Annotated in this window: 23 protein-coding genes; 18 read left to right on the forward strand and 5 right to left on the reverse strand. The window is 37.4% G+C overall.

Annotated elements, in window-relative coordinates; genetic code table 11:
- The first annotated feature begins 81 nt into the window (after nucleotides 1-81).
- A complete protein-coding gene (locus tag BG04_RS12450; protein WP_034654882.1) occupies nucleotides 82-567 on the forward strand; it encodes a VOC family protein in 486 nt (161 codons plus the stop codon).
- Nucleotides 568-604: 37 nt separating this feature from the next.
- Here the strand turns inward: BG04_RS12450 and BG04_RS12455 are convergent, their stop codons facing one another.
- Entirely contained in the window at nucleotides 605-1,138 is a 534-nt protein-coding gene (locus BG04_RS12455) for a L,D-transpeptidase (RefSeq protein WP_034654880.1), read from the reverse strand.
- A gap of 280 nt (nucleotides 1,139-1,418) precedes the next feature.
- On the opposite strand from BG04_RS12455, the gene mscL reads away from it, so the two are divergent.
- The 10 genes from mscL (at nucleotide 1,419) to BG04_RS12505 (ending at nucleotide 11,997) form a co-directional block, all read left to right on the forward strand.
- Complete coding sequence (gene mscL / locus BG04_RS12460) at nucleotides 1,419-1,814, forward strand: large conductance mechanosensitive channel protein MscL (protein ID WP_013081402.1); 396 nt, start codon at nucleotides 1,419-1,421, stop codon at nucleotides 1,812-1,814.
- A gap of 195 nt (nucleotides 1,815-2,009) precedes the next feature.
- Nucleotides 2,010-4,079, forward strand: coding sequence for an LTA synthase family protein (locus tag BG04_RS12465; protein ID WP_034654879.1), 2,070 nt, complete (start codon nucleotides 2,010-2,012; stop codon nucleotides 4,077-4,079).
- Between the two features lie 195 nt (nucleotides 4,080-4,274).
- Nucleotides 4,275-4,817, forward strand: coding sequence for a helix-turn-helix domain-containing protein (locus BG04_RS12470; protein WP_013054985.1), 543 nt, complete (start codon nucleotides 4,275-4,277; stop codon nucleotides 4,815-4,817).
- 20 nt (nucleotides 4,818-4,837) lie between these two features.
- A complete protein-coding gene (locus tag BG04_RS12475) occupies nucleotides 4,838-5,947 on the forward strand; it encodes an ABC transporter ATP-binding protein (RefSeq protein ID WP_034654876.1) in 1,110 nt (369 codons plus the stop codon).
- Entirely contained in the window at nucleotides 5,937-6,737 is an 801-nt protein-coding gene (locus BG04_RS12480; RefSeq protein WP_013054987.1) for an ABC transporter permease, read from the forward strand. Before BG04_RS12475 ends, BG04_RS12480 begins: the two co-directional genes overlap by 11 nt.
- A gap of 1 nt (nucleotide 6,738) precedes the next feature.
- The gene (locus BG04_RS12485; protein ID WP_013054988.1) at nucleotides 6,739-7,545 is read left to right on the forward strand and encodes an ABC transporter permease; all 807 of its coding nucleotides are present in this window, start codon (nucleotides 6,739-6,741) and stop codon (nucleotides 7,543-7,545) included.
- A complete protein-coding gene (locus tag BG04_RS12490; protein ID WP_034654874.1) occupies nucleotides 7,542-8,615 on the forward strand; it encodes an ABC transporter substrate-binding protein in 1,074 nt (357 codons plus the stop codon). The genes BG04_RS12485 and BG04_RS12490 overlap by 4 nt, the downstream gene beginning before the upstream one ends.
- 218 nt (nucleotides 8,616-8,833) lie before the next feature.
- Nucleotides 8,834-9,946 carry an acyltransferase gene (locus BG04_RS12495; protein WP_034654871.1) on the forward strand — a complete coding sequence of 371 codons (1,113 nt, stop codon included), beginning with the start codon at nucleotides 8,834-8,836 and terminating at the stop codon, nucleotides 9,944-9,946.
- 145 nt (nucleotides 9,947-10,091) lie between these two features.
- Complete coding sequence (locus BG04_RS12500; protein ID WP_034654870.1) at nucleotides 10,092-10,769, forward strand: response regulator transcription factor; 678 nt, start codon at nucleotides 10,092-10,094, stop codon at nucleotides 10,767-10,769.
- The gene (locus BG04_RS12505) at nucleotides 10,762-11,997 is read left to right on the forward strand and encodes a sensor histidine kinase (protein ID WP_034654868.1); all 1,236 of its coding nucleotides are present in this window, start codon (nucleotides 10,762-10,764) and stop codon (nucleotides 11,995-11,997) included. Before BG04_RS12500 ends, BG04_RS12505 begins: the two co-directional genes overlap by 8 nt.
- Before the next feature lie 16 nt (nucleotides 11,998-12,013).
- Here BG04_RS12505 and BG04_RS12510 read toward each other — a convergent pair whose 3' ends face one another.
- From BG04_RS12510 to BG04_RS12520, 3 genes are read right to left on the reverse strand one after another with little or no spacing between them, the layout of a single operon-like run.
- Nucleotides 12,014-12,901 (reverse strand): RnfABCDGE type electron transport complex subunit D, encoded by an 888-nt coding sequence (locus tag BG04_RS12510; RefSeq protein ID WP_034654866.1) that lies wholly within the window; start codon nucleotides 12,899-12,901, stop codon nucleotides 12,014-12,016.
- Complete coding sequence (locus tag BG04_RS12515; RefSeq protein WP_034654865.1) at nucleotides 12,885-13,814, reverse strand: FAD:protein FMN transferase; 930 nt, start codon at nucleotides 13,812-13,814, stop codon at nucleotides 12,885-12,887. The genes BG04_RS12510 and BG04_RS12515 overlap by 17 nt, the downstream gene beginning before the upstream one ends.
- A gap of 14 nt (nucleotides 13,815-13,828) precedes the next feature.
- Nucleotides 13,829-14,341, reverse strand: a complete 513-nt coding sequence (locus tag BG04_RS12520) for an FMN-binding protein (RefSeq protein WP_016762750.1) — start codon at nucleotides 14,339-14,341, stop codon at nucleotides 13,829-13,831.
- Between the two features lie 293 nt (nucleotides 14,342-14,634).
- On the opposite strand from BG04_RS12520, the gene BG04_RS12525 reads away from it, so the two are divergent.
- The 4 genes from BG04_RS12525 to uvsE all read left to right on the forward strand — a co-directional run bounded on the left by BG04_RS12525 (nucleotide 14,635) and on the right by uvsE (nucleotide 19,970).
- Complete coding sequence (locus tag BG04_RS12525; RefSeq protein ID WP_034654863.1) at nucleotides 14,635-15,717, forward strand: D-alanine--D-alanine ligase; 1,083 nt, start codon at nucleotides 14,635-14,637, stop codon at nucleotides 15,715-15,717.
- A 96-nt stretch (nucleotides 15,718-15,813) separates the two neighbouring features.
- Complete coding sequence (locus BG04_RS12530; protein WP_034654861.1) at nucleotides 15,814-17,196, forward strand: UDP-N-acetylmuramoyl-tripeptide--D-alanyl-D-alanine ligase; 1,383 nt, start codon at nucleotides 15,814-15,816, stop codon at nucleotides 17,194-17,196.
- A 196-nt stretch (nucleotides 17,197-17,392) separates the two neighbouring features.
- A complete protein-coding gene (gene cshA / locus BG04_RS12535; protein ID WP_016762753.1) occupies nucleotides 17,393-18,904 on the forward strand; it encodes a degradosome RNA helicase CshA in 1,512 nt (503 codons plus the stop codon).
- A gap of 94 nt (nucleotides 18,905-18,998) precedes the next feature.
- A complete protein-coding gene (gene uvsE, locus BG04_RS12540) occupies nucleotides 18,999-19,970 on the forward strand; it encodes a UV DNA damage repair endonuclease UvsE (protein ID WP_034654859.1) in 972 nt (323 codons plus the stop codon).
- 8 nt (nucleotides 19,971-19,978) lie between these two features.
- Here the strand turns inward: uvsE and BG04_RS12545 are convergent, their stop codons facing one another.
- Complete coding sequence (locus BG04_RS12545) at nucleotides 19,979-20,581, reverse strand: rhomboid family intramembrane serine protease (protein WP_034654858.1); 603 nt, start codon at nucleotides 20,579-20,581, stop codon at nucleotides 19,979-19,981.
- 64 nt (nucleotides 20,582-20,645) lie between these two features.
- On the opposite strand from BG04_RS12545, the gene acpS reads away from it, so the two are divergent.
- From acpS to alr, 3 genes are all read left to right on the forward strand, one after another.
- Nucleotides 20,646-21,011, forward strand: a complete 366-nt coding sequence (acpS, locus tag BG04_RS12550) for a holo-ACP synthase (RefSeq protein WP_025753519.1) — start codon at nucleotides 20,646-20,648, stop codon at nucleotides 21,009-21,011.
- Nucleotides 21,012-21,069: 58 nt separating this feature from the next.
- Complete coding sequence (locus BG04_RS12555) at nucleotides 21,070-22,128, forward strand: LolA family protein (RefSeq protein WP_016762756.1); 1,059 nt, start codon at nucleotides 21,070-21,072, stop codon at nucleotides 22,126-22,128.
- A 143-nt stretch (nucleotides 22,129-22,271) separates the two neighbouring features.
- Entirely contained in the window at nucleotides 22,272-23,432 is a 1,161-nt protein-coding gene (alr, locus tag BG04_RS12560; protein ID WP_412761895.1) for an alanine racemase, read from the forward strand.
- The last annotated feature ends 6 nt before the right edge of the window (nucleotides 23,433-23,438 follow it).

Consider the following 23,438-nt stretch of genomic DNA (forward strand, 5'->3'; position numbering starts at 1 on the left):
AGTGCGTGTAAACAGTCCATTTTAAATGGGCTGTTTTTCTTTTAGCAGAAAGGGAATGTTTGTGTATAGGAGGGTGATAAAATGGTAGCTATTACGCACGTTGGATTAGCTGTACCTGATGTAGAAGAAGCCGTGCAGTGGTATGGAAAAGTTTTAGGTTTTAAGCTGATTTCCGGTCCTTATACGTTTAATGCGGAGGAAGAAAAAGCTGAAAATATGACTCAAGATTTACTGGGGTCTCATATCAAAAAAATGAAAAATGCTCACATGACAGCTGACAACCAGGTAGGCATTGAACTGTTTGAATTTAATAAGCCGCAAAGGCCTCTTGTATTAAAAGACAGCGATGAGCAGTATCAAAGTTATTTTCACATGTGTTTAATAGCCGAGGACGTGGAAAAGTTAGCGGATAAAATCGAACAATCAGGTGGTAAAAAGCGAAGCCAAGTATGGAATACAAGACCTGGAAAACCTTATTACTTGGTTTATTGTGAAGATCCGTTTGGGAATATTATTGAGCTATATTCACACAGTACGGAGCTCATGTATGGGAATAGAGAAGGATAAAAGCTTATCCAGATTTCTTGGATAAGCTTTTATTTTTTCATAGCTGTCCGTAGCCGTATACTTTTGCCAGCTCTTCAAAGGTTTTGGATGAATACGTAATAGTTACAGATGTTCCTACTGCCACTTTATTGAATAATTCTTCCACATCCGCATTATGCATTCGTACGCAGCCGTGGCTTACATATTTGCCGATGCTATCTTCTGAGTTATTGCCGTGAATAGCGTATGTGTCGCCGGTTGTGCCGTTTGCATTAAGCCCTAGCCAGCGAGAGCCAAGAGGATTATTAGAAGCGCCTCCTGCAATATGCCCTGTATAGTAAGGGCGATTTTTAATTTTGTTAACAATCTTGAAAAAGCCTACCGGCGTATCGCTCCATGTTTTTCCCGTAGCTACTGAATACGTCTTTTCTAACTTTCCATTATGAAAATAAGCAAGCTGATTTGTTTTTTTATTAATAATTAAATCTCCACTTGCTGCGTTTTCACTTGCATTCGCCGCACTTGCTGTATAAGAAATGCTGATAATAGCTGCGAGGCATAAAGCAGCTGCTTGCAGTATAATTTTTCTCACGTTCTAGCCATCTCCTCTATTGTTCGTTTACATATTTAATGAATTACATGCTATTAGTGTATAAAAGGAAAATGGACTGAATATGAATCTTTCCTGAATGAAAACTGAAAGTGCATTTTATTTATAAGCGAATATAAAGTAAAAATCTGGGCAGAAATACAACTAAAGGTCTGGTATATATCTCATAAAAAAGAAAAAAATGAAAATGCACCTTGTCTGTTTAATTTAGGATGTATTATCATGAAAGTTTGAAATGAAGGGCAGGAGGTGAAAGAAACAGATGCTTAAAGAATTTAAAGAGTTTGCTTTACGTGGAAACGTATTAGATTTAGCTGTCGGGGTTATTATTGGAGCGGCATTTGGAAAAATTGTCACGTCTCTTGTAAATGATATTATTATGCCGCTGATTGGTTTGTTGTTAGCAGGGATAGACTTTAAAGATTTATCCTTCACAGTTGGAAAAGCTACGGTATTATATGGATCTTTTATTCAAACAATTGTTGATTTCTTAATTGTCGCATTCTCGATTTTCTTATTTATTCGTTTCTTTAATCGTTTTAAGAGAAAAGAAGAAGAGAAAGTAGAGGAAGAAGTGGCTGTTCTGTCAAAAGAAGAAGAGATCTTAACAGAAATTCGTGATTTGCTAAAAGCAGAAGCAGTGAAAGAGCGTTCATAACAGCAATTTTTACATACGTATAAAACGGCTAAGAGGCCCGTCTTTTTATAAGAAAAGCGGGCTTTTTTTGTGTGGAATTTCTCGGGAAATGTTAGTGGTATGATTATGGGAAAATTAGGCGTGAAAGCGAGAGAGATAGGAATGTTAAAATTATATTAAAAGTGTTAAGATATTGTAAATAGGAGGCTTAAGGTTATGTTTAAACATTTGTATCGTTCTTTGCCAATGCTGGCAGCGTATGGTCTGCTTAGCGTTTTTTTATACAGTGTTGTTATGTTTAATGTATCAAATGACACAAAAATATTGTTTGACTGGGCCCAAATCCATACAGCTGGGTTCGTAGTATTAATAGGGGGATGCTCATTTATCTTATGGGCGCTCACTTTCTATTTGCTACTTCAATTTAATCAGATAGAGAGAATACAAGGTTCGCAGTGGTATGCCATTTTTACGGCAATTGTGTTTTCAATTGCCGTAGCAGCCGTTTCTGCTATGGTTTTTGTTATCTATCATATTGATATACATAATCCAGGCAAAACAATAGAGTGGATGCAAGTATATCCCGAACGCTATCTTTTTACGGTATTTTTACTTTCGCTGTTAACACTAGCGATCATTATGCTAGTAGGGGAAGCTTATTTAGGAGCTGGAATTACCTTTGTTCTGTATTTTATTTTAGCTCTTGTAAACTATTATAAAAAAATCTTTCGAAATGAACCGTTGTTCCCGAACGATTTTATTCAGGCCAGTCAGTTAAAAGAAGTTATTCCAATGATTAAAGATTCGATTTCAATTCCCATTGTAATAGGAGTTATTGGATCTATTATCGTACTGATCGCTCTTTGGTTTTTCTTGCCGAAAATTAAAATTCGATGGTTTCTTCGAATTATTATGATTCTGCCGCTCATCTTTTTAATGAAATCATTTTTATTCTTTGAACACTCGTTTGCTCAAAAATATTATGATCAATATGCTGCGCTGATGCCGTGGAATCAGCAAAATAATTATTACTATAATGGACCTGTTATTGGCATGATTTCAAATATTAAAACAGATGTACTCCAAGAGCCAGATGACTACTCAGAAGAAGCTATGGCGAAAGTAGCAAAGCGCATTCAGTCAAAGGAAGAGAAAACACAAGAAAGCAAGGCTGAAGTCAAACCAAACGTCGTGTTTGTGATGAACGAAACGTTTTGGGATCCAACAAAGCTTAACGTGACATTCTCTGAAGATCCAATGAAAAATACAAGAGAACTTCAAAAGAAATATCCTTCCGGGTGGTCTTTAAGTCCTTCATTTGGCGGAGAGACAGCTAATGTGGAGTTTGAAGCGCTGACGAGCTACTCTTTGTCTTTCTTTAACCCTGGAGGCCTTCCTTATCAGCATGTATTGAGTAAAAAAGAATATCCATCTTTTGTCTCTTATTTAGAAAAACAAGGCTATGCTACAACAGCTATGCATCCAAACAGCGGTATGCTTTATATGAGGCAAAATGTGTACCCAAATTTGGGATTTGATCAAGTGAAGTTTATTGATCAAATGAAGCATACGCAAAAAGATAACAAAGAATTCGTTTCCGATGAAGCGGTAGTTGATGAAGTGCTCGATACGCTTCGTCAGTCGAAAAAGCCTGCATTTGTGCATGCTGTAACGATTGCAAATCATCTTCCTTATTCAGCGGATAAGTATAATGGTCAGGAAACCATTAAAGTAACCGGTAAAGGGTTATCACCGGAAATGCAAAAGGAAATTGAAATTTATGCTGAAGGAATTAAACGTTCAGATGCTGCTTTAAAACGATTGAACGATGAAATTCAAAAGCTGGACGAGCCGACCATTGTAGTATTTTGGGGAGATCATTTGCCAGCACTTGGACAAAACCTTCAAGCTTACAAAGAAACGGGTTTTGGAAACGAGAAAACGCAGCAAACATCTCAAAAATTTTATGAGACACCGCTCTTATTTTTATCTAATTACGATACGAAAATAGATAAAAATCTCGGTACGATGAGTCCTATTTATATTGCTCCGACGCTTGCTCAATCTCTTGGTTACAAAAGTAATCTGTTCTACGATCAGTTGAATCAAATGAAAACAGAAGTGCCGGCTTTTCGTTCAAATATGTATATAGATTCAAAAGGAAAGCTAGTGGATGATCCGGCAGCGCTATCTAAAAAAGCTGCAAAAGACCTTCAAGATTACCATGAAGTTGAGTTTGATACATTATCCGGGAAACAGTACGAAACGCATAAGTTGTATAAATGAAAATAAAAACTCCTTTTAAATAAAAGGAGTTTTTATTTTTTAAGTGTTTAAGGTTGTACTAAAAAATAATTCATGTATAATATTTTAAGGTTAAAAGTAAACTTTAAGTTAAGTAAAACAAAACTTGAGCTTGGAACAGCATGAACAATCATTCATGCTGTTTGCTAATTTTAAATACAGTTGAGGATCGAGAGTATGGAAATAGGAAAGAAAATTAAAAATTTACGATTAAAAAAAGGTTTAACACAAGAAGAGCTAGGAGAACGTACTGATTTAAGCAAAGGCTATATTTCACAGCTAGAGCGCGATTTAAGTTCGCCGTCTTTAGAAACATTTTTTAGTATTTTGGAAGTGCTAGGATGCGAACCGAAAGAATTCTTTGAAATTGATACGCATGTTCAAAAGGTTGTATACAGAGAGGAAGACTACACGAGTTATTGCGAAGATGAAAAAGGTTACCATATTCAGTGGCTTGTGCATGAGTCAAATGAAAAAGAAATGGAGCCAATTCGTCTTATTCTTCATGAAAAAGGTGCATTTAAGAGATTTGAGCCTTCTCTTTCAGAAACGTTTGGCTATATTTTGCGCGGGTGTGTGAAGGTGAAGCTTGGAGGCAGAATATATGAAGCCAAACAAGGAGAAACCATTTATTTTCAAGCTTCTGAAGAACATCAGATTTTAAATGCTCATGACGGAATAACAGAGTTAATTATTGTGGCGACAGAGTCTTATTTATAGAACAAAAGAGGTGAAGTGAAATGACATCTACGAATACAATTATTCAATTTGAAAATGTGACCAAGCAATATGATAATGATTCAGTTGTATTGGATCATGTAAGCTTTGAAATTGAAAAAGGGAAGTTTTATACCCTCTTAGGTCCATCGGGATGTGGAAAGACAACGATTTTACGATTAATTGCAGGCTTTACGGAAGCCTCAAGCGGAACGATTTATTTTAATGGGAAAAGAATTAATGATGTCCCGGCTAACAAACGTCAGGTTAATACGGTTTTTCAAGACTACGCGCTTTTCCCCCATTTGAATGTGTTTGAAAATGTAGCATTTGGTCTTCGAATCAAGAAGATGAAAAATGCTGATATTACAATAAAAGTTAAAGAAGCCCTTCGTTTTGTTAACTTAGAAGGATATGAAAACAGAGAAATGAAGGAAATGTCGGGCGGCCAAAGACAGCGCGTAGCCATTGCACGAGCAATTGTAAATCAGCCTGAAGTTATTTTGCTGGACGAGCCGCTTTCAGCTCTTGATCTAAAATTGCGTACGGAAATGCAATACGAGTTAAGAGAATTACAGCGCCGTCTAGGTATTACGTTCATTTTTGTTACGCACGATCAAGAAGAAGCGCTTGCGATGTCCGATGAAATCTTTGTTTTAAATAAAGGAAGAATTCAGCAGAGCGGGGAACCTACAGATATTTATGATGAGCCAATCAATCGTTTTGTTGCTGATTTTATTGGTGAATCAAATATTGTGCCAGGTAAAATGATTGCTGACTTCTTAGTGGAGTTTGGCGGCCAGCAATTTGAATGTGTCGATCAAGGGTTAAACCAAAATGAGCAGGTTGAAATTGTGATTCGACCTGAAGATTTAGCCATTACAAGCTCCGATCAAGGGAAGCTGCAGGTTCGTGTAGATTCACAGCTGTTCAGAGGAGTCCATTATGAAATTTTAGGCTATGACCATGCAGGGAATGAGTGGCTCGTTCACTCTACGAAAAAGGCAACGGTTGGCGAAGAAATTGGTTTATATTTCGAACCTGAAGCTATTCATGTTATGCGATTTAATGAAACGGAAGAAGAATTCGATAAGCGACTCGAAGGTTATGAAGAGGATTACCATGCAAACTAAATCAAGAAATATTTACTTAGTCCCGTACGTGTTATGGATTTTGCTTTTTGTAGTTGCTCCCATTGTATTAGTTGTCTATTATTCTTTTTTTAGCATTGATAATGAGCTGACGCTTGAAAACTATAAGAAATTTTTTACCCCTGTTTATTTACAGATGACGCTGAGCTCATTTTGGTATGCCTTTTTAATTACGTTATTTTCCTTGGTTTTTTCTTATCCCACAGCTTATTTACTAACGAAGCTTAAGCATAAGCAGCTTTGGCTTTTACTGATTATTTTACCGACGTGGATTAACCTATTATTAAAAGCTTATGCTTTTTTAGGTATATTTGGCACGTACGGTACGGTTAATAAATTTACTGAATTTCTGGGACTTGGCACTCATCAAATTTTATTTACTGACTTTAGTTTTGTATTTGTATCGGTGTATATTTTTATCCCCTTTATGATTTTGCCGATTTTTAACTCTTTAGAAGAACTTAATCCCTCGCTTATCTACGCTTCTCGAGACTTGGGAGCATCTTCATGGGTGACATTTAAGCGCGTGGTATTTCCGCTAACGCTAGAAGGGGTTAAATCAGGTTGTCAGGCTGTTTTTATTCCAGCACTATCACTCTTTATGATTACGCGTTTAATTGCTGGAAACCGCGTTATTACACTGGGAACGGCGATTGAACAACATTTTTTAGTGACGCAGGATTGGGGCATGGGAGCTACAATTGCCGTCTTTTTAATTATTGCGATGGCCGTTATGATGCTCATAACGGGCACTGGAAAGAGAGGGGTGTAAAGTGAAGAGAAAGTGGAAGTTCAGCCACCTTTATTTATTTTTTGTCTTTTTCATTTTATACGCGCCCATTTTCTATTTAATGTATTACTCTTTTAACAGCGGAGGAAACATGCGAGAATTTGAAGGGTTTACGTTAGATTGGTACAAAGAAGTGTTTCAAGACACACGTTTGCTCATTATTGTCTTGAATACCTTAATTATTGCTCTATTGTCTTCGGTTATTTCAACGATTATTGGCGTGATAGGAGCACTTGCTATCGTATACGTGAAGCGTAGACGTGTTCAAAATACGCTGTTAACATTTAATAATGTGTTAATTGTGAGTCCAGATGTTATTATTGGCGCATCTTTTTTAATTCTATTTACCATTATCGGTGTAAAGCTCGGATTTATATCGGTATTATTAGCACATATTGCATTCAGTGTACCGATTGTGGTCATCATGGTTCTGCCTAAGCTGCAGGAAATGAGTCCGACACTGCTCGATGCAGCCCGTGATTTGGGAGCAAGCCGCTTTGAAGTACTTTCGAAAGTGGTATTGCCATTTATTCGTCCTGGTATCTTTGCAGGCTTTTTTATGGCTTTAACTTACTCTTTGGATGACTTTGCCGTTACTTTCTTTGTGACCGGGAACGGTTTTTCCACGCTTTCAGTAGAAATTTACTCGTTAGCAAGAAGAGGGGTCTCGCTGAAAATCAATGCTCTTTCTACTCTTATTTTCATGTTTACCGTGCTGATTGTGATTGGTTATTACTTTATCAGTCAGCGATATAGCAATAAAGTGAAAGGGGTGGCGACTGGAAAATGAAGCAATTAGCAAAGCCGTTTATCTTCATCGTCATCCTTTCTTTCGTTCTTATGTATGTGGTTCATCATTTGAACAATGCCGAAGGATACTCTGGAGGAGATACGCTGACTGTCTATAATTGGGGAGATTATATTGATCCTGATTTAGTGAATCAGTTTGAAAAAGAAACCGGAATTAAAGTCATTTATCAGACCTTTGATTCGAATGAAGCAATGATGACCAAAATTGAACAAGGTGGTACAACATTTGATATTGCTGTGCCTTCTGAGTACGCGATTAGCAAGATGCGTGAAGAAAATTTACTATTGCCAATTGATCATTCGAAGCTGCCTAATTTAAAATACATTAATCCGCGTTTTTTAGACTTATCCTTTGATCCTGGCAATAAGTACTCTATTCCTTATTTTTGGGGAACTGTGGGTATTGTGTATAACTCTAATATGATTCATGGCAAGAAGATAAAAAGTTGGAATGATTTATGGGATCCTAAGCTGAAAAATAAAATTTTACTTGCAGATGGCGCTAGAGAAGTGATGGGAATGGGGCTAAACAGCTTAAATTATTCATTAAATGATACGAATAAAGCCCATCTTCAAGAAGCAAAAAGAAAGCTTGATACATTAACACCAAATGTTAAAGCCATTGTAGGAGACGAGATTAAGATGCTCCTAGCAAATGAAGAAGCGGCAGTTGGCGTTGTTTGGTCAGGTGATGCTTCTGAAATTATGAGTGAAAACGATAAGCTGAATTACGTTGTTCCAGAAGAAGGTTCGAATTTATGGTTCGATAACATGGTTATTCCAAAAACGGCTAAAAACGTAGAAGGTGCACATAAATTCATGAATTTTATGCTAGATCCTAAACACGCTGCTCAAAATGCAGAATATGTAGGGTATTCTACACCTAATGAAAAAGCGCTAGATTATTTGCCGAAAGAAGTAGCGGAAGATGAACGTTTTTATCCGGATGAAGAACTAACCAATAAGCTTGAAGTATATAATAACTTAGGCAAACGAATGCTTGCTTATTATAATGAGTTATTTTTAGAATTTAAAATGCACCGTAAATAAAAGGCACTTAATTAGGCCTTTATACTCAAGTTCTTTATTGTTTTTGTAAATTCAGTTGCGTGATAGCAAGAGGAAAGATAAAATACAAACGAGTAAAGCTAATAACATTTATTTTATGTTATTAGCTTTTTTATTTGTAAAACGGGAAAGATAAGAAAAAATTGAATGTTCTATTATTCATCTAGAATTTATATTTCACATTATATAGGAGAGAAAAAGTGAAGCAAAAACAAAAGCAGCATATTCAATCCATTTATTTTTTACGATTATTCGCTATGATGATGGTTGTGCTCGTACATGTAACAGCAGCTTATGCAACGGTACTGCCATTTGCAAGCGAAGCTTATCAGAAATATCATTTCCTTAACCGAATTGTTCGAATTGAAGCAGGGATCTTCATTGTGATCACAGGTTTAGTTTTCTTTTATAGTTATATTAACAAGCCGTTAACAAAGACTTTATGGAAAACGTATTATGCTCGAAGAGTGACATATATTTTAGTTCCCTATGTTATTTGGGCACTTATTTATGAATTTTATTCGTACTATGTGGGAGCAACAGAATTAAATGCAGCTGATATTGTGAAACGTATTTTACGCGGAGAGTCTTACTATCAGCTTCATTTTATCTTTTTAATTGTACAAGTGTATCTCGTGCTGCCGATTTTTGTATGGCTAGCACAAAAAGTAACCATTTTTAAAAAATACATGTGGCTGTTTGGTATTATCATTCAGCTTGGTTATTTAATGCTTAACAATAAGTATCATATCACTTCATTTAATTTATTTTTAAATACGATGGCTACGTTTTTACTCGGCGGTTGGATTGGTGTTTATTATCGCGAACAAGTGGATAAAAAGTATAGTCGTTCAAATATTGTATTATTTCTGGTGACGCTCGGATCGGGAATAGCTATTTCACTGTTAAATTATCACTTATACACAATGAAGACAATTCAAATTTCAGGCTTTACGTATGAGGCTGTTAATACAATTTATTTGGTGGTGGGAAGTTATTTCTTCTTCCGAATTGCAGAGATATTAGCTGAAAAGCTTTCTATGAAGTCCGTGACGGTTGTTAAAAATATTGCCATGTACTCGTTTGGATTTTACTTGATTCATCCAATGGTTTTAAACTTTGTGGCAAAAGCAGTACCAATACAAGGAAACTACATGTTTCACTTTGAAATCTTGGCACGCTATATTCTAACATTAGCGGGCTGTTACCTCATCATTTGGGGATGTCATCGTCTTTTACCGTTTGCTAGCTTTTTGTTTGGTAAACTGCCAAAAGAAGCGGTGTTCATTTACCGACGTCCTGATCATAAATAGCGTTTAGTTAAAAGTTATGCCTGCTTGCAGGCATAACTTTTTTTATAAAGTATAAGAGATGATAACACGCTAGTTTTAAAATATTTTTAAAAGTGACATGCTAAGATAATGCTTACTTAGGTACTCACAAAAGGGGGAATTTGATATGCGTGTACTTGTGGTAGAAGATGATGCTTCATTATTACACGGTATCGTAGAAGGCTTAAAAGAAGAAGGATATGAAGTGGATTGTGCGTCTGAAGGAGATGAAGGTTTGTTTTTAGCAGAGCAGAATATTTATGATGCCTTGATTTTAGATATTATGCTGCCGGGTATGACAGGGCTTGACATACTAAAAAAGCTAAGAAAACAAAAGGTGCTGACGAAAGTTATTTTTCTTACTGCAAAAGATAGTGTAGAAGATCGAGTGAAAGGACTTGATTATGGAGCTGATGATTATTTGGTTAAGCCTTTTGCCATGGCTGAACTTTTTGCAAGGTTAAGAGTGATGCTCAGAGACTTGCAGGCAGAAGAAGGCATGATTTCATATGGTCCCATTTCTATACGAGAAGCCAATCATGAAGTTATAATAAATGGGAGTGCCCTAACGTTAACGATTAAAGAATTTCAGCTTTTGGAATACTTTATTCGAAATAAAGAACAAATCCTTATTCGAGATCAAATTTTTAATCGGGTATGGGGGTTTACATCTGACGTAGGAGTGGGTGTAGTAGATGTCTATGTTCACCATTTAAGAAAGAAGCTTCAGCCTTTTAATTGTGACGGTTATGTACGTACAGTGAGAGGCGTAGGCTTTATGTTAAAAGGGGAAGAGCATGTTTAAAAAGACGAGAATCAGGCTTGTGTTATTTAACACAATGGTGCTGATGGTTATTTTGAGCATTTTTAGTGTAGTTTTGTATTTTTACATGCAGCATCTTATTTTTTTAAACCCGGACAATCGGCTAAGTGAGATGAGCGAGCAGGTTAAAAAAAGAAACTTACATGAGATCCAAGAAAACAATGAGAGAGAAACAGAACGGCGCGTTGCGTTTTTACTTTGGAGCAGTGATAAAAAACTAATCAAAATTACACCTAAAAAAGGGTTATATACAAACGATATTGACGACTTTAAGCCTGCACTCTCAGAAGGAAAAATCCAAACGTCGCAAGAAGTAAACGGTCATGCTTATCGAGTGATGAATGTGAAAAACGAAGGATATATAAAAGATCAAGACGTTTCAACAATTCAACTTGTCTTAAACGTAGATCCAGAAACTCAAACCTTAGAGCACCTTGCTTTTCTTCTTATCATTTCAGCTTTTATTGGACTGCTTCTTTCGCTTGTAGCTGGCTTGTTTTTAGCCAATCGAGCGCTTGTGCCTATCCAAAAGTCTTGGAACAAACAGGTCGAATTTATTGCAGATGCTTCCCATGAGTTAAGGACGCCTCTTTCCGTGATGCAAACGCATCTCGAGCTATTGTTTAGACGACCAAATCATACGATTGAGCAAGAAAGCGAAAATATTTATCAAAGCTTAAACGAAGTGAAACGGATGACGAAGCTGGTTGGCAACTTACTAACACTGGCTAGATCTGATTCAAGTGCACAGCTGCTAAACAAAACGGTCTTTAATATGGGTGAGCTCGTTGATAAAGTAGCTAATCAGTTTGAGCCTATATTTGAACTAAAAGAGCTGCACTTCACAAGGGAAATTGAATCGTTAATGTGTGGAGGAGATCAAGAACGACTTCATCAGCTATGTATGATTTTATTAGACAACGCTTTTAAGTACACCCCACCTGGAGAAAGTATTCATATTAGTCTAAAGAAACATCACCACTCTATGATGCTAATTGTCAAAGACACAGGCATTGGAATTGAAGCGAAAGATCTTCCGTATGTGTTTGATCGTTTTTATCGAAGTGATAAGAACCGAGCCCGTGCCGAAGGAGGGTCAGGATTAGGTCTGGCGATTGCCAAATGGATTGTACAAGCCCATAACGGAGAAATTAAGGTTTTTAGTCAAAAAAACGTGGGTACGGAATTTTATGTGAAAATTCCGCTATGAAAAAAGCTGCCTGTCATTAGGCAGCTTTTTTCATCACTTTTTTGTTTGCAGCCTTCCATGCTTTCCATGCATTAGCAAGTAACAGGCCAATTAATAAATAGGCGAGGCCGCCAAAAACTAAGTAATCTACGGCGCTAATTGCCCCCGCAAGCAGCCCAAATTTAATTTGGTCTTTATACTTCGCAGGAGAAGTTGGCGGATCCGTCACCATAAAGAAGGCTAAAAATAAAGCAGAATTGACAAAAGGAGCTCTTAAAGCATCCGCTACATCACCTACTCCTATTAATGACATAATCGCAAAAATAGCAAAATACACGCCTAAAAACGCAAATACTTGAGGGAATTTATTTACTTTGCTTGTCACAAGGTACCCTGTCACAAACACGAATACAATGAGCCAGACGGGTAGTAAAGATAAGCTTCCCCACCAGCTTTGGCCGCTTGAAAAGACAATAAGCGAAAAGAGAAGACCAAAAGCGGCAGGGTTAAAAATAGGCTTCTTTTTTACTTTTACTAAGTGCTTGGATAAAATCGCTACAGCTACGGTGCAAAATGTGACCGAAGGCGGTGTAGATGTGCTAAGCACTAAGGCAATAATTAATCCAGTAATGATCCCGCCGTCAGGGAGCTGAATTTTCTTTTTATAAGCAAAAGAAAATCCTAAATCTAAGGCGGCCGCCGAGCATATGGCAAGCAGTAGGTGTCCTAATCCTTGAAAGGCAGAAGAGTTGAATTCACCTAATAAGGTTAAAAGCAGCAGCATAGCCATCACGTATCTTTTAGGTGTTTTAACTAGCTGCGCCCACCGACTTATTTCTTTTGGTTTGTTTTCATCTACAATAATATAACCTTTTGGTGTACTAATATATTTAACACCGCTTCTTCGTTCAGAACGTGTGGTCATAATTCATTAATTCCTCCATATCTGATGTGAAAAAAGGAGTGAAACTAGAGTCGAAGAGTACGCCGCGTATGTCGGCATCATTCAATAAATTTACTCCTTTTTCCGCTCCTAAAATAAAAGCTGATGTAGATAATGCATCGGCCATCATGGCAGAAGGAGCAATCGCTGTACAACTCATTAGACTGCTTCGAGTGGATGGAGATAAGGGATTAACCAAATGATGCATGGATGGTTGCGTCTTATTTTTTCTAGCATAATTTCCTGATGTGCAGACAGCCGTATCTGTTACACGTAAAGTCAGTAATGACTGCGTTTGAATCCGAGGGTGCTGAATCCCGACTTTCCATAACTCTCCGTGTTGATTGAGTCCTTTAACTAGAATGTCTCCTCCGGCATTAATCATAAAATGCTGATAAGGAAGGGAGCGGGCAGCCAAATCAATAGCTAATCCTTTGGCAACCGCTCCAAGATCTATAATCATCGGTTTTTGTAAGAGAACCGTTTTTTTATGTGTATCCAATACGATATCTTTATAACTTCCAGAATCGACTGCTTCGTCCGTTTGTATGGAATTTCCATATAAGTAATGTTCGTTAAAACCTCGGTTTTCTAATTGTTTTCCTACCGTTGGGTCAAAGATTCCATACGTTTCATTTGCTACTAAGACAGCGAAATAAAGGGCTTCAAATAATAGAGGACTAACAGAAACGGGTTCTTTGACATGTCTAATTAGTTTCATCACTTCGCTTTTCGCATCAAATCGACTGCACGTCGTTTCAACGGCTTTAAAAATAGTAAATGCCTTTGAAATATGGTGAAGGACATTTGCTTCCTCTGATTGCGGAGCAATTACTTGAAGTGAGACGGTTGTTCCCATACATAATACAGAGCGGCTATACGTTTTTATGGACATCGTTCGTTTCTCCTTTATGCATTCATTGCTTGCTGAAGTGCGTCATCCACGGCATTTTGAAAATCTTCTGTACTAAGTGTTGCTCCGCTCACGACGTCGACGTCTGAGCTTTGTCTTTGTACGACTTGAGACGGAAGGTCCTCAATGTAACTTTGAGAATAGTGAGTATCTGCTTCTGTAATTTCAACTGTATCAATTCGGTCGTTTTTAATGGTCACGGATACGTAGACGGTTCCGATACGGTTGCTTCCTTGGCCAGAATACGTACCATCTTTGTATTTTGTTTTAGGAGCAGAACTTTCGGTACTTGCTGATGACTGGTTTTTATTAGACGAAGCTATATCTTCTCCCCAGCTGTCATTGACAATCGTTTGATTGTCTGTCTGATCTGTCGTTTTTTTCTGATGATGAGCCGGTGTGACTTGAACAGCTTGTGCATCAGATAGAGTGTTTATATAGCCCGTTGCATAAATACTTCCAATGGCTACACTGCATGCAGCAATCATCTTCTTGCCCATTTTACTCATGTTTGTTGAACCTCCTGATTTGTACCAGAACTATAGTTTCGATTGTTGATGGTTATCTTTAGCATAAATAAACTTTACAAATAAACTTTTAAAAAAGATTTAAAATCAAGAAAGTTTTTTCAAGAATAAATGAGCCATTGGGAAAGATGATTCTAAATAATAAAGGTAGGCGATGGAATTTCTTTCACAAGCCTAGCTATTTTGACATACGTAATAATAGTTAATATTTCTGTTTACTATCTAAACGTGCATGATAAAATAGAAAAGATGAATATGTGTTAGGAGGAACATCAGTGAAAATTAAGCTTGGCCTTTTATACGGAGGAAAATCCGCTGAACATAAAGTATCTTTACAAACAGCTCTAGCAGTTTCAAAAGCAATTAATCACGATAAATATGAAGTGCATCCAATTTACATTACAGAAACAGGAAAGTGGATTCGCGGCACACAGCTGACTGGTCCGCTTGAAACGGTTGCTCAATTAGAAATTCAAGATAATGGAACTGCTATTTCACCAGTTTCATTGAATACGGAAATGTTTGCATTAACAGATTCAAAAACAGATGATCAGCTAGATGTTATTTTCCCACTTCTTCATGGTCCAAATGGAGAAGATGGTACGGTACAAGGATTATTAGAATTATTGAATATTCCTTATGTTGGAAACGGCGTATTAGCTTCAGCAGCTGGTATGGATAAAGTTGTAATGAAGCAGCTGTTTGCACAGGCAGGTCTCCCTCAAGTAGAGTACGTATCATTTATCCGCCGCGAGTGGGAAGCAGATCGAACAGCTGCTTATGAAAAAGTAGAAACACTTGGATACCCTTGCTTTGTTAAACCAGCAAATTTAGGTTCAAGCGTTGGGATTAGCAAATGTGATAACCGCGACGAGTTAGAAGCAGCATTTGTTGAAGCTTTCTTATTCGATCGGAAAATCATTGTAGAAGCAGCAGCAATTGGTCGTGAAGTTGAAATTGGTGTGTTAGGTAATGATGATGCAGCTTGTTCAGTAGTTGGAGAAATCTTACCTAAAAAAGCGTTTTACGATTACAAAGCCAAATATGAAGACGGCGATACAGGCCTTATTATTCCAGCTGAAATTACAGAAGAACAGCATCAAGAAATGTCAGCACTAGCAATCAAAGCATTTAAAGCAATTGATGGATCTGGTCTTGTACGTGCAGATTTCTTCTTAACATCAGAAGGTAAATTCATTATTAATGAAGTGAATACAATGCCTGGTTTTACACCTTTCAGTATGTTCCCGTTATTGTGGAAACACGCAGGTGTTGAATATCCAGATTTAATCGAAAAACTTGTATCACTAGCAATTGAACGTCATACCGAAAAGCAGCAAATTAAACACACAATGTAACTCACACAACACTATTCATCATGAATAGTGTTTCTGTGTTTAGTTTCAATTAATGTTATCCATAGTTAACTTTATATCGAGAGGAGCAAACCAAAAATGATTAAACGTACGCTTACACAGTTAGCTACAATGATTCCAGGAAGTATATTTCATAGTGGAAACGAAGCAGCTGTAATTGAGGGAGTCTCAATTGATACGAGAACCATTCAGCAAGGTAATTTATATATCCCAATTAAAGGGGAACGTTTTAACGGGCATGCATTTGTTCATAAAGCAATTGAAAACGGAGCGCTCGCTACACTGTGGAACAAAGATGAAGAAAATCCACCGACAGACATTAGTGTTATTTTAGTCGATGATACGCTAGAAGCTCTTCAGCAATTAGCGAAATCCTATCGTCACGAGTTAGATATTAAAGTAGTGGGCATTACAGGAAGTAACGGAAAAACAACAGCAAAAGACATGGTGAAAGCTGTGCTCGATACAACTTACCGCGTTCTGAAAACAGATGGAAACTTTAATAATCATATTGGTATGCCGCTTACTATTTTGCGTTTAGATGAAACTCATGATATTGCAGTTTTAGAAATGGGCATGAGCAGCCGAGGGGAAATTGAGTTTCTTTCTAATTTAGCGGAGCCTGATGTGGCCATTATTACAAATATCGGAGAATCGCACCTTCAAGACTTAGGAAGCCGTGATGGAATTGCGGAGGCAAAATTAGAAATTACAAGCGGCTTAGCGCCAACAGGTCAGCTTGTCTATAATGGTGATGAGCCACTTTTAACGTCGCGCGTTGTTAATCCAGTATTTGAAACGGTGACATTTGGCAGCTCAGAACAAAACGATTTGTATCCAAGTGCTATTTCAGCTGAAGAGTTAGGCACAACATTCACTGTTTCACGTGAAACAACATATCCATTCTTTATTCCGGTATTAGGTAAACATAATGTTCACAATGCGCTTTCTGCTATTGCGGTAGGTCATTATTTTGGACTAGACAATGAAACAATCGCTAAGGGATTAAAAGAATTAAAACTAACCAATATGCGTATGGAGCTCGTGAAACGAACAGATGGCCTGACCTTCATTAATGACGCATATAACGCAAGCCCAACGTCCGTTAAAGCTGCTATCACGTTGATGCATGATTTAGAAGGCTATAAGCAAAAAATTCTTGTTCTCGGGGATATGCTTGAATTAGGCGATCAGGAAAAAGAGTTCCACAAAGAAGTGGGAGAGTTTATTCAAGCAGAAAAAATTGATTATGTTCTAACATACGGCCCCTTATCTGTTGAAATTGAGCAAGGAGCAAAAAATAATTTTGCAGAAGATAAGGTAATGCACTTTGAGGAGAAAGATGAGCTTGTTAAAAAATTAACAGCGATTACAACAAGAGAAGATGTGGTTTTAGTGAAAGCATCTCGAGGCATGAAGCTTGAGGAAGTTATCTCAAAAATGATGCATAAATTACCGTGATATTAAAAAGAGTATAAGTAAGCTCTATTGCAAACGGAAAGCCATAGTGTTATGATGTAGTCTGAGTGTCTTGAGGCGCTTATACTCTAAACGTTGAATTTATTGAAGTAGTCGTTTAGAGCATTTTCCGTTTCCTCGGAGAATGCTTTTTTTTGTAAAATATAGATAGTCTAAATATAAAAGGAGTTTGAAAAACTTGGCATTATTTCAAGATTTAGGATTAAGTCAACAGCTTAATAAAGCTGTGAGTAAAATGGGTTTTGAAGAAGCAACACCAATTCAATCAGAAACTATCCCATTAGCACTAGAAGGTCACGATTTGATCGGACAAGCACAAACAGGAACAGGGAAAACAGCGGCATTTGGTATTCCTCTTATTGAAAAAGTTGATGTAAACGTAGATGCAATTCAAGGGTTAATTATTGCTCCTACTCGTGAACTTGCTGTACAGGTATCTGAAGAACTTTACAAAATTGGTCAAACAAAGCGCGTACGCGTGCTATCAATTTACGGTGGTCAAGATATCAGTCGTCAAATTCGTGCATTGAAAAAGCACCCTCATATCATCGTAGGGACACCAGGGCGTATGCTAGATCATATTAATCGTCGTACACTTCGTCTACAAGATGTTCATACAGTTATTTTAGATGAAGCAGATGAAATGTTAAACATGGGATTCATCGAAGACATTGAAAAAATCTTATCAAACGTACCTGAGAACCACCAAACACTTTTATTCTCAGCAACAATGCCTACTCCAATCCGTCGCATTGCTGAAAAATTCATGAACGAACCAAAAGTGGTAAAAGTACAAGCAAAAGAAGTAACGATGCCAAACATTACGCAGTATTATTTAGAAGTACAAGAAAAGCGTAAATTTGATATCCTTACTCGTCTTTTAGATATGCAATCACCTGAATTAGCTATCATCTTTGGTCGTACAAAGCGCCGTGTAGATGAGTTATCAGAAGCATTAAATATGCGTGGTTATTCTGCACAAGGTATCCATGGTGACTTGACGCAATCGAAACGTCTATCTGTACTACGTCAATTTAAAGAAGGTTCTATTGATGTATTAGTTGCAACGGACGTAGCTGCACGCGGACTTGATATTTCTGGTGTTACTCATGTATACAACTTTGATATCCCTCAAGATCCAGAGAGCTATGTACACCGTATCGGACGTACAGGACGTGCTGGTAAAATGGGTGCTGCTATGACATTTGTAACGCCAAGAGAAACTGGACAGTTACACAATATTGAGCGTACAACAAAACGTAAAATGGAGCGTCTTACTCCTCCAACGCTTGATGAAGCAATGGAAGGTCAACAGCGTATTGCAGCTGACAAATTAACAGAATCTGTGACACAAGGCAACTTATCTTACTACAAACAGTTGGCAGAAGAGTTACTTGAAGAGCACGATTCAGTTTCATTAGTGGCAGCAGCGATCAAATTATTTACAAAAGAACCAAACGAATCACCAATTCAATTAACTGCTGAACCACCAGTAATTGCAAAAGGTGATAAAAACAAACGTGGAAATGGCGGAGGTCGTTCACGTTCTAACTCTAAAAACTACTCACAGCAAAATCGTCGTGGAAACTCAAAGCGTTTTGGTGACAAGCGTCGCGGTGGAAGCAACGGCAGTGATAATAGAAATCGTAATAGCAGCAGTAATCGTAAAGATTCTCGCAGCAAAGCGTAAAATAAAAACGAGCCTTAACAGGCTCGTTTTTTTATGTGTTAATTGCTATTTTATTGGTGCACACTATGAGTAAAATAAAATGGGGTGTTCACTGATGTCGACCATTGTTCGGTTAGGTTATGTGGCGATGAGCGTTCATTTGGAAAATAGTTCTCCTTCTCAAACAATGACTTTTGCACAATTTCAGCGTGTGAAAGACCATGAAGCGGCCATTCGCAAGCTCGAACGTATTGCAATATCCAACTTAGAAAACTGCTTACGTTTATTAAAACATAATGCGTGGAGTGAAATTGAGTTTTTTCGATTCAGTTCTAAGTTAATTCCATTAGCTAACCATGAGGCGCTAAAAGAATGGAACTACATAGCTCCTTTAAAGGATGCTCTTCAGCGTATTTCTGTATTTTTGAAAGAACATCCAATGCGAGTAGATTTTCACCCGGATCATTTTGTTGTTTTAAACTCAACGGATAAAGAGGTTTTTAAGCATTCTATTCAAACTCTTCGCATGCATCAAAAGTTGCTGAAAGGAATGGATATTCCTCTTCAAAATCGCTGTGTTTTACATGTCGGAGGGGCTTATAATGATAAAGAAAAAGCATTGGAGCAGTTTATTCATAATTGGGGGCTTGTACCTCAATCCCTTCAGCAAATGATTATGTTAGAAAACGACGATACAACCTTTCATATAAAGGACGTCTTGTATTTATGTGAAAAACTAAATGTCCCAATCATTTTTGATCTTCATCATCATCAGGCAAACAACGATGAAACTCCATGGCAAGAGCATTGGGACCGTATCACTAGAACGTGGGAACAGGAAACGCTTCCTCTAAAAATGCATATATCTAGTCCTAAAAGTGATAAAGAATTTAGAGCCCATGCAGATTATATCGATGTTCATGGGTTTTACAGCTTTTTAAAAGAAGTAAATGGAACGATACCGCAAATTGATTGCATGATTGAAGCTAAGAAAAAAGATGAAGCGCTCTTTCAGTTAGTAAGAGACTTGAAGTCTTATGAAGATGTGGAATTTATTAACTCATCCACTTTTTATATTAAATCTTAAAGCAGGCCTCATATCTGTGGCTTGTTTTTCTGTTTGAACACGAGAAAAGCGAGAAGAAATCCAGCAATACCTCCAACGAAATGAGCTGTGTTGTTGGTTCTTGGCGTTAGCAGACCTGAAAGTAATCCAATAATTAAGAAGACGACAATGATTTGCTGGTTACTTTGAGAAAGCATATGCTTTTGTTTTATTACAAGGTAGAGGTAAAACCCGAGCAGCCCGAAAATGGCACCGGATGCACCCACATGGCTGTAGAAAGAAGATTGGGTTAGAAATGTAACGATATTTCCAAGAAATCCACACGTAAGGTAGAATAGAAGAAACTTATAAGAAGAAAGAATACGCTCAGCACCTGGCCCTAACAAGAACAATGAAAATGAGTTAAAAAGAAGGTGTGAAAAGCTTAGATGCAAAAAGATAGGTGTGAAAAGTCGCCAGTAGTCTCCTTGAGAAATTAAGCTATTCACACCAATAAGCTGATGTATAAAAGATTCTGCAAGGTTTGAGGGAAGAGCGGCAAGTAACCATAGCGCAATGTGGATGCAGATAAGCGTGAAGGTAACAGGGTAAAAACGTTTAAATTCAGCTGCATTTTCTGTGCGTACGAACATATTTGTCACTCCCTTTTATAAAGGCATTTTTATATACTATTCTGTAAGAGAGGATTAAATGAAAATGATTATAGGAACTGGAATTGATATTACAGAGTTAGAGCGGATTGAAAAAATGGTGCAGCGTCAAAGCGCTTTTGTTACTCGGATTTTAACAAAAAATGAAAAAGAACGCTATGAAAAGCTATCAAGCCGACGTAAGGTCGAATTTTTAGCAGGAAGATTTGCTGTGAAGGAAGCATATTCGAAAGCTCTTGGAACAGGAATAGGAAAAGATTTCAGCTTCCAAGATATCGAAATCGTGAATGATGAAAGAGGAAAGCCCCACATTGTTACAAAACAACCACTGGACGCGTCCGTACACGTATCTATTTCCCACAGTGCGCACTATGCAATTGCTCAAGTAATTATTGAACGCTTGTCAAGCTAGTCTGCATATTCACTATTTCTTGTTCATATATTCATAGTGTGGATAGGGGAGACAAGATATGTTCTTGCTTCTCCGTTTAGCTGTGAATATACGAAATAAAGGAGTTGGGGAAATGCATAAAAAATGGATTGGCTTATTTGTTTGCGCCTTTTTTCTCTTAGCCTTATCAGCATGCGGTGAAAAAAGTCAGCAGGATGTAACAGATGCATTGGATGCCAAGGTACAAGAAATGGCGGGTTATAAATCAGATGCTAAGATGACATTAAATACAGGGAAAGATGCTCAAGTATATGATGTAGAGATTTGGCATAGTAAGCCTATGTATTATCGAGTGAATTTGAAAAATACAAAGAAAGATCAAAGCCAAATGATTTTGCGTAATGATGAAGGGGTTTTTGTTTTAACGCCTGCCTTAAATAAAAGCTTTCGTTTTCAAAGTGACTGGCCGCAAAATAGCAGTCAAGCTTATTTGTATGAATCCCTTGTCCAAGATATTGTGAAGGATGAAAAGGCAAGCTTTAAATCAACGGATAAGCATTATATTTTTGAAACAAAAACCAACTATCAAAATAGCACGATGCTTCCTAAACAAGAAATTACGCTGAACAAAAGTGACTTAGCGCCTGTTTCGGTTAAAATTATGGATACGGATAATAAAGTGTTAATAAAAGTTGATTTCTCTAAGGTCAAATTCGATTCTAAGTTTGATAAAGGGGCTTTTGATACAAAAAGAAATATGACAAGTGCAAAGATTGACGTTCCGACATTAGCTCAGCAGAAATCATTTAGCGTCCTTTATCCTAAGGATGTTCCAAAAGGTACAAAGCTGTCCAAGGAAAAGAAAATTGAGACAGAAAATGGCGAAAGAGTCGTTTTAATGTACAAAGGAGAAAAGCCGTTTACGCTTGTACAAGAAAAAGCGCAAGTAGCAAAAACAACGACATCTACAGTTACTGCCGGAGAGCCATTTGATTTAGGTTTTACTGTGGGAGCTTTAACGGATAAAAGTCTATCTTGGACATATAATGGAGTAGACTTTATGCTGGCTTCTGATCAGCTAACACCAGATGAATTGAGTACAGTTGCTAGATCTGTGCAAAGTCAGATGGGAAAATAAGAGAAGCTTACAAGCCTGCATATATGTAGGCTTGTTCTTGCTTAATTTGAATAAAGATCGAGATGAAGTTTGGCTATAGATGTATTATACTAACAGAGGAAAGTACGTTTAGAATGGTTCTGAAAAAAGGAAGTGTCGTAGTAATGGATGCATTTTATAGAGAAACATGGGCAGAAATTGATGTAGAAGCCATTTTTCAAAATGTGAATCATGTAAGAGAACTAATACCGGGGCATAAAACGTTAATGGCCGTAGTGAAGGCGAATGCGTACGGGCATGGAGATAAAGAAGTAGCAGAGATTGCGCTTCAAGCTGGTGCTGATATGCTAGCTGTAGCTTTTTTGGATGAAGCTATTGCTCTTCGGAAAAAAGGAATAAAGGAATCCATTTTAGTATTAGGCGCCGTGCCTACCCTACACATTCAAACTGCATTGGAGTGGGATGTAACGGTCACTGCTTATAGCAAAGCTTGGATTGAAGAAGCGGCGTCCATTCTAGGTGAAAACAGTCAGCTGCATATGCATTTAAAAATAGATACAGGCATGGGTCGCTTGGGAGTTAGAACAAAAGAAGAATTACACGAAACGATGAAGATCATCGCTTCTCATTCGGGATTCGTGCTGGATGGAGTGTTTACACACTTTGCAACAGCAGACGAGCTAAACTCGTCTTATTTTGAAGAACAATACACATTCTTTGAAGAAATGGTTCGAATTGTGAAAGAATATAATTTTACACCTCCGATGATTCACTGTGCAAATAGCGCAGCCTTGCTTCGTCGTCCGAAAGATATCTTTAATGGCGTACGCTTAGGTATCGCTATGTATGGTTTGAGTCCTTCTGAGGAATTAAAAGAAGTCTTGCCAATTCCGTTAAAACAAGCTTTTTCGCTGCACAGCCGTATTGTGCATGTTAAAAAAGTCAAAAAAGGGAGTCATATCAGTTACGGAGCTACTTATGAAGCTAAAGAAGATGAATGGATTGCTACTATTCCAGTAGGATACGCAGACGGCTGGATTCGTAAATTAAGCAATTTTGAAGTATTAGTAGATGGAGTTAAAGTGCCAATTGTTGGTAGAATCTGCATGGATCAATTGATGATTAAATTACCTAAAATGTATAAAATGGGTACAAAAGTAACATTTATTGGAAAACAAAAAGGTGCTGAAATTACAATTGATGAAGTAGCGAAGCATCTTGAAACAATTAATTATGAAATCCCTTGCATGGTTGCAGCAAGGGTTCCGAGGGTTTATACAAGAGATTCGCAGCATATTGATGTTAATAATTATATCTTGCGCTGAATATAC

The organism is Priestia megaterium NBRC 15308 = ATCC 14581, assembly GCF_000832985.1.
In the GTDB taxonomy this organism is placed as follows: Bacteria; Bacillota; Bacilli; order Bacillales; family Bacillaceae_H; genus Priestia; species Priestia megaterium.